Consider the following 6231-nt stretch of genomic DNA (forward strand, 5'->3'; position numbering starts at 1 on the left):
CCTATGCAGGCACGCGATCCTTCCCGCCAACCCGAAGCCGTGGCGGCCTTTTTGGCCACGGTACCGCCTTTTGACGCCATCCCTCCGGCCGAACTCGCCACCCTGGCCGCCGGCAGTCAGGTGGCTTTTTATCTGGAAAACGAGCGGGTTTCCGGCCCGGAGGAGGCCATGGACTGGGTCTGCTGCGTCCAGCGCGGCGGGGTGCGCCTGTCCGCGCCGGTCGGAACGGCGTGCTCCTGGCCCGATGCGCCGGGCGGCGTGTGCGGGGAAGGGGAGTGTTTCGGTCTGCCGGCGGACCTTGGCGGCCCGGATCATACCTGCGAGGTCCGCGCCTTGGAGGATACGTTTCTGGTGCGCCTGCCCCGGGCGGCCTTCGTTACCCTGGCCCGACGCCATCCCCGGGTAGCCGCCTACTTCGGCGACGCCCTGTCCCGGGCGGCCGGGCTCGAGCGTCCGCGCCGGGAGGCGGCCTGTCCCGGGCGCGACGACGGAGATTATCTTTTCACCCGGTTGGCCGGGGAGGTGGCTTCCCACGGCTTGGTTTGCGTGGCGCGCGGCACGGATTTGCGCCGGGCGGCCGGGGTCATGGAAGACGGCCGGGTCGGGTCGGTGCTCGTGCGCGAGGCTTCGGGTGCGGTTATCGGCATTGTCACCGATCGGGACCTGCGCCGGGCCGTGGCCCGGGGTATCGCCCTTTCGGCCCCCGTGGAAACGCTCATGTCCGCGCCCGTGACCGCCATCGATGCCGACGCGCCCTGCTTCGACGCCCTTATCCGCATGACCGGCGAGGGCTTCCGCCATTTGCTGGTGACCGTGGACGGCAACCCCGTCGGCATGGTCACGGCCAGCGACCTGCTCCTGTCCCACGGCCGGTCCCCCATGGCCTTGCTGCGCGCTGTGGGCCGGGCCGGGGATGCGGCCGACCTGCGCGCCCTGTGCCGGGGAATACGGCCGCTGGCCGCCGCGCTCACGGCCCGGGGCGCCACGGCCATGGCAGTGGGCGGCATCGTGGCGCTTCTGGCCGAACGGGTGCTCTCTCGGCTGCTCGCCATCCTTGAAAAGAAGTGCGGTCCGCCCCCGGCCCGCTGTCGCTGGCTGGCCTACGGCGCGGCCGGGCGTCGGGAAATGCTGCCGGATGCCGGCTTGGCCCTGGCCGTTGTTGCCGAGGACGGCGGGGACCCCATCATCGCCCGGGCGGCCAGGACCTATCTGGCGGCGTTTGTTCCCCTGCTCGAAGAGGAACTTGCCGCATGCGGCCTTCGCACGCCCGCGACCGGCCTGTGCCTGGGCGACCCCCGCGAACGCCTGGACCCGGCGGCCTTTGCCGGCGACGGTGATCCGCTCACCCTGGAGGGAAGCCTGGAAGCGTTCGACGCGCGCGTTGTCGCCGCAACCGGCCCCGGCGGCGCGGATGGGCAGGAGCCGGTCGCGCCCGGGTTGCCCCGGGAAATCTTCTTGCGGCTGCTGGCCGAACTGACCGCCCATCCCGCGCCGCTTGGCATCTACCAGGGGCGTCTCATGGAACGTGACGGCAGCTTCGCCCCGATCTTCGATCTGGCCGCCCGGGGCTCGCGTCCCATCGTCGCCATGGTCCGGCTGGCCGCCCTGGTCGAGGGGATCGGCGAGACAGGCACCCTGGCCCGACTGGAACGCCTGGAGCAGGGCGGGCATCTGCCGGAAACGGTGTGTCGGGCGGCCCGGGAGGCGTTGATCTTTTTCGAGGGCGAGCGGCTGGGCTGGCTGCTCGCCGCCGGCGGTGTCCCGGGGGAGCGACATGGCGAGCCGCGCCCCGAAACCCTTTCCCCACGCCGCCGCTATGGCTGCCGGGCCGCGTTTGCCGCCGTGGAAGGGCTGCGCCTGGCCCTTTGCGAGCCGCGGTGGCGGCCATGAGGCGTCCGGGCTTTCCCTGGCCCTTCGGCTCGTGCCCGATCGCCGAGCCCCTGGCCGCCCACCTGCGCGCCCAGCGCGGTCGCGACCGCACGGCGCTTCTCGACGATTTGTCCTTTGTGGCCGTGGATACGGAGCTGACCGGCTTCGATCCACGGCGCCACGCCATGGTGGCCATCGGCGCGGTGCGGCTGCGCGGGCTGACCCTTCTCCCCGGGGAGACCTTTTTCACCCTGGTGCGCCCGTCCCGCGAGGTGCCCCGCGACGCGTCGCTCATCCACGGCCTCACGGACGCCGCCCTGGCCGACGCTCCGGAGACCGCCGATGCCCTGGCCGCCTTTCTGGATTTTCTGGGACCGGCCATTGTCGTCGGGCATCACGTGGAACTGGACATGGCTTTTTTAAATGCCGCCAGCCGTCGTTATTTCGGCGGGGAACTGGTCGCGCCCTGCATCGATACCCTGCGCCTCGCCCTTTCCTATGAGGAGAAGCGGCAGACGGGGCCGGGCGGGCAGGGCGATTTCGAGCGAATGGATTTCGACCTGGCGTCGCTTTGCCGGCGCTACGGCCTGCCGTCCTTTGCCGCCCATGACGCCCTGGGCGACGCCTACGGCGCCGCCTATCTCTTTCTCTATCTGGCCCGCAAAAGCGCGCGTGGTCGTCCCTTGACCCTCGGCGGGCTGTGGCGGTCTGGCCGGCTGTGGTGGCGGTAAAGAAAGTTTTTCCCCATTGTATTCCTTGAAAGTTTTTTGGGGAGGGGGGCGCGGGGGGAACCCCTTTTTCCAAAAAGGGGTTCCCTCCCCCGGAAAATCCCCATACCTCTCTGGAGAATCCTTCATGGACGATGATTGCAGCCGGGTGGACACGAGCGGTCGGGATCGTCTGACGCGGCTGGCCGATTTCGTTTTCGAAGCCGGCATGTTGCGCAAGACCCCGCGCACCGGCTACCAGTTTCTGGGAACCGGGGCCGAGAACGTGGCCGAGCATAGTTTTCGCACGGCGCTGATTGCCTTCATGCTGGCCGAGCATGCCGGAGCCGATCCTTTTCGCGCCATGGGCATGGCCGTCTTTCACGACCTGCACGAGGCCCGAACGGCGGATTTCAACTACGTCAACAAGCTCTACAACACCACGGACGCTCGTCGCGCCCTGAGCGACGCCCTGGCCGGCACGGGGCTGGCCGACGCCGTCATGCCTCTTCACGACGAGCTGGAAGCGGCCGAAACGCTGGAAGCGCGGCTCGCCCAGGACGCGGACCAAATCGACCTCATCGCCAACCTCAAGGAAGAGCTCGATCTCGGCAACCGTTATGCCGAGGACTGGATCGAGGCGGCCATGGGCAGGCTTCGCACCGAGGAGGGACGGACGCTGGCCAAAGCCATCGCCGCCACCGATCATGCGGAGTGGTGGTTTCGCGCCCCGGACCGGGAGTGGTGGAACCGCAAAAAAAGCACGCCGCCCAAGGAGTGAGCCCATGCGCGTGGCCGTCATTTCCGACTCGCACATCGCCTCCCCCACGCCCTGGTTCGAGGACGTCTACGCCCGCCATCTGGCTGCGGCCGACCGACTTTTCCACTGCGGCGACCACACCGGCTATGCCTTGTGGTCCTCCCTGCTCCGGCATCCGGGCTTCGAGGCCGTGGCCGGCAATACCGACGGCTACGACCTGGCGACCGAACTCCCGGCGATATTGGAGTTGGACCTGTGCGGCCTGCGCACGGCCGTGACCCACGGCTGGGGCATGCGGCAGGGGCTTGCCGCCCGCATCGCCAAGGCCATGGGCGACCGCTTTGACCTGATATTTTTCGGCCATTCCCATACCGCCGAGGACGTCCGCATCGGCGGCACGCGTCTCATCAATCCCGGCGCGCTTTCCCCCGGTGGCAGTCTGGCCCTGGTGGACCTGGCACCGAGGCGCGGCGTGACCGCTGTCCGCTTCATCACCCTCTGAGGCCCGCTTCGCCGTCATCCTGCCCCTGCATCATTGCCGCGGTGACAGGCTTTCCGGACACGCTTTTTGTCATTTGCGTGAAAAATATGAACGCCATATCACATTGTTGACGTTGCATCAAAGACGCCTTGATTTTTTTGCAATATCATAAGATAAAAAACCAGCTGCGGGCAACATCCACAAAAGAAGAATACATCAAGCGACAAAAGGGGTTCTATGAAATCCATCAAATTCAAGATCATGCTTGGATTGGTGCTTGTCATCTCCATTCCCGTGGCGTTGGTTTTTGCAATTCTTTACCGCGACATCTTCCAAAGAACCATCGATGGGCAGACCGATGCCATCCGTCGGGAAATCCGCCAGCTCGACAATGCCATGACCATTTTCATGGATCAGGCCAAATACAATGTGACCCTGCTCGGCACCTCCCCCCTGATGGAGAAGGTGGACGGCAATCTGACCTCCTACGTCGGCACCAAGGAAAAGACCATGAAAGTGGTTCCTCGCGGCGACGACGCCACGGGCCAGGCCATCACGACGTTTTTCAAACGCATGCAGGACACGCACCCCGCCTATGTGGAGGTATATTTCGGCTCGGAGCTGGGCGGATTCGTCTCCAGCGTCGAGGGGACGCTGCCGGCGGGCTACGACCCGCGCAAACGGCCCTGGTACCGGGACGCCCTGGCCACCCCGGACACGCCGGTCATCTCCAAGGCCTACATGTCCACCACCGGCGAGGCCGTGGTCGGCGTGGCCCAGGTCGTCTCCCAGGCCGGCAAGCGCATCGGCGCGGTGGGCCTGGACATCTCGCTCAAGGTGCTCACGGACATCGTCAAGGCCATCAAGATCGGCCAGACCGGCTATGTGGTCTTTGTCCAGGGCGACGGGGTGGTGATTTCCAATCCCCGCAATCCCGAGCAGAATTTCAAGAAGATCAGTGAGCTGGGCAGTCCCGGCCTGCAAAAGGCCTTTTCGCTCGAACGCGGCGACACGGTGGTCACGATGGGGGGCAAGCGCTACCTCGCCCTGTGTCACACCGCGCCGAAACTCCACTGGAAATTCGTGACCTTCGTCGCCTACGACGAAGTGGTCGGGCCCATCCAGCACCTGATGTGGTGGTCGGGACTGGCCATCGCCGTCATCCTGGTCCTTATCTGCCTGGCCATATCCTTTTTCCTGGGCAAAGAGATCTTTAGCCCCCTGACGCGCATCATCGGCCAGTTGCGGGCCATCGGCGAAGGCCGCTACGACGCCCGCCTGACCGTTCGCCGCAAGGACGAGATCGGCCAGGTGTACGACGCCCTCAACCAGACCACGGGCACCCTTGAAGCCAACCTCGGCGAACTCGAAGCCAAGCGGGCGGAAGCCGAACGCACGGCCCGGGAAGCCGAGGAGGCGCGGCAGCAGGCCGAAGAGGCAAGACGTTTCGCCGAGGAAGCAAAGGCCGAAGGCATGCTGCACGCGGCGGCGCAGCTCAAGGACGTCGCCGGCATCGTATCCACCGCCTCCGCGGAGTTGTCGGCCCAGATCGAGGAAGCCAGCCGGGGCACCGAGCATCAGTCCGGCCGCATCAACGAGGCGGCCACGGCCATGGAGGAAATGTCGGCCTCGGTCATCGAGATCGCCAAGAACGCCGGCAACACGGCCGCCCTGACCGAAAAGACCAAGAGCGCCGCCGCCGAGGGCAAAACGCAGATGGCGCAGGTCAAAACCGACGTGGACGACATCCACCAGGGCTTCCGGCAAGTCTACGACTCGGTCTCCGACCTGAGCCACAAGGCCGACAGCATCGGCTCCATCGCCCAGACCATCGAGGACATTGCCGACCAGACAAACCTCCTGGCCTTGAATGCGGCCATCGAGGCCGCCCGGGCCGGCGAGGCGGGACGCGGTTTCGCCGTGGTGGCCGACGAGGTCAGAAAACTGGCCGAAAAGACCATGAGCGCCACCAAGGAGGTCGGCCAGGCCGTGGGCGGCATCCAAACGGGCGTGGGCGGCACCCTGGCCGGCATGGACCGCACCAAGCGGGTCATCGAGCAGTCCCTGGGCCAGACCGAGCAGGCCGCCTCGGGACTAGGGACGATCCTCGGCCTCGTGGTCGAATCCTCCGACCAGGTGCGGGGCATCGCCACGGCGGCCGAGCAGCAGTCCACCGCCACCGAGGACATCAACCGCAATATCGAGGAGATCAACGTCATCTCCTCCGAAACGGCCGACGCCATGCTCGAGGCGGCCAGGGCCGTCTCGGACCTCGCCGAGCAGGCCGTGGTCCTCCAGGACCTCATCCGTTCCCTGGAAGCCCAAAGCGACCGGAAGAACCAGACCGCCCTGCCGGGCTAGGGACAACTTCGAAAAAAAGTTGGAAGGAAGTGCGAGAGGGGAACCCTTTTTGG

5 protein-coding genes are annotated in these 6231 nt (G+C 66.5%); all 5 read left to right on the forward strand.

Annotated elements, in window-relative coordinates; all coding sequences use genetic code 11:
* Positions 1 to 3: 3 nt before the first annotated feature.
* The 5 genes from ACMZ6R_RS14975 to ACMZ6R_RS14995 all read left to right on the forward strand — a co-directional run bounded on the left by ACMZ6R_RS14975 (position 4) and on the right by ACMZ6R_RS14995 (position 6178).
* Positions 4 to 1890 (forward strand): CBS domain-containing protein, encoded by a 1887-nt coding sequence (locus ACMZ6R_RS14975; RefSeq protein ID WP_416112870.1) that lies wholly within the window; start codon positions 4 to 6, stop codon positions 1888 to 1890.
* Positions 1887 to 2600, forward strand: coding sequence for a PolC-type DNA polymerase III (locus ACMZ6R_RS14980; protein ID WP_416112872.1), 714 nt, complete (start codon positions 1887 to 1889; stop codon positions 2598 to 2600). The genes ACMZ6R_RS14975 and ACMZ6R_RS14980 overlap by 4 nt, the downstream gene beginning before the upstream one ends.
* 124 nt (positions 2601 to 2724) lie before the next feature.
* Positions 2725 to 3357: an HD domain-containing protein gene (locus ACMZ6R_RS14985; protein WP_416112874.1), complete on the forward strand. Its 633-nt coding sequence runs from the start codon at positions 2725 to 2727 to the stop codon at positions 3355 to 3357.
* 4 nt (positions 3358 to 3361) lie between these two features.
* Positions 3362 to 3838: a metallophosphoesterase family protein gene (locus ACMZ6R_RS14990; RefSeq protein WP_416112876.1), complete on the forward strand. Its 477-nt coding sequence runs from the start codon at positions 3362 to 3364 to the stop codon at positions 3836 to 3838.
* A gap of 216 nt (positions 3839 to 4054) precedes the next feature.
* The gene (locus ACMZ6R_RS14995) at positions 4055 to 6178 is read left to right on the forward strand and encodes a methyl-accepting chemotaxis protein (protein ID WP_416112878.1); all 2124 of its coding nucleotides are present in this window, start codon (positions 4055 to 4057) and stop codon (positions 6176 to 6178) included.
* The last annotated feature ends 53 nt before the right edge of the window (positions 6179 to 6231 follow it).

Source organism: Solidesulfovibrio sp. C21 (genome assembly GCF_047785625.1).
GTDB lineage: Bacteria > Desulfobacterota > Desulfovibrionia > Desulfovibrionales > Desulfovibrionaceae > Solidesulfovibrio.

Coding starts and splice junctions, on each gene's coding strand:
- ACMZ6R_RS14990 (WP_416112876.1), top strand. CDS start 3,362: ATGCGCGTGGCCGTCATTTCCGACTCGCACATCGCCTCCCCCACGCCC.
- ACMZ6R_RS14975 (WP_416112870.1), top strand. CDS start 4: ATGCAGGCACGCGATCCTTCCCGCCAACCCGAAGCCGTGGCGGCCTTT.
- ACMZ6R_RS14985 (WP_416112874.1), top strand. CDS start 2,725: ATGGACGATGATTGCAGCCGGGTGGACACGAGCGGTCGGGATCGTCTG.
- ACMZ6R_RS14980 (WP_416112872.1), top strand. CDS start 1,887: ATGAGGCGTCCGGGCTTTCCCTGGCCCTTCGGCTCGTGCCCGATCGCC.
- ACMZ6R_RS14995 (WP_416112878.1), top strand. CDS start 4,055: ATGAAATCCATCAAATTCAAGATCATGCTTGGATTGGTGCTTGTCATC.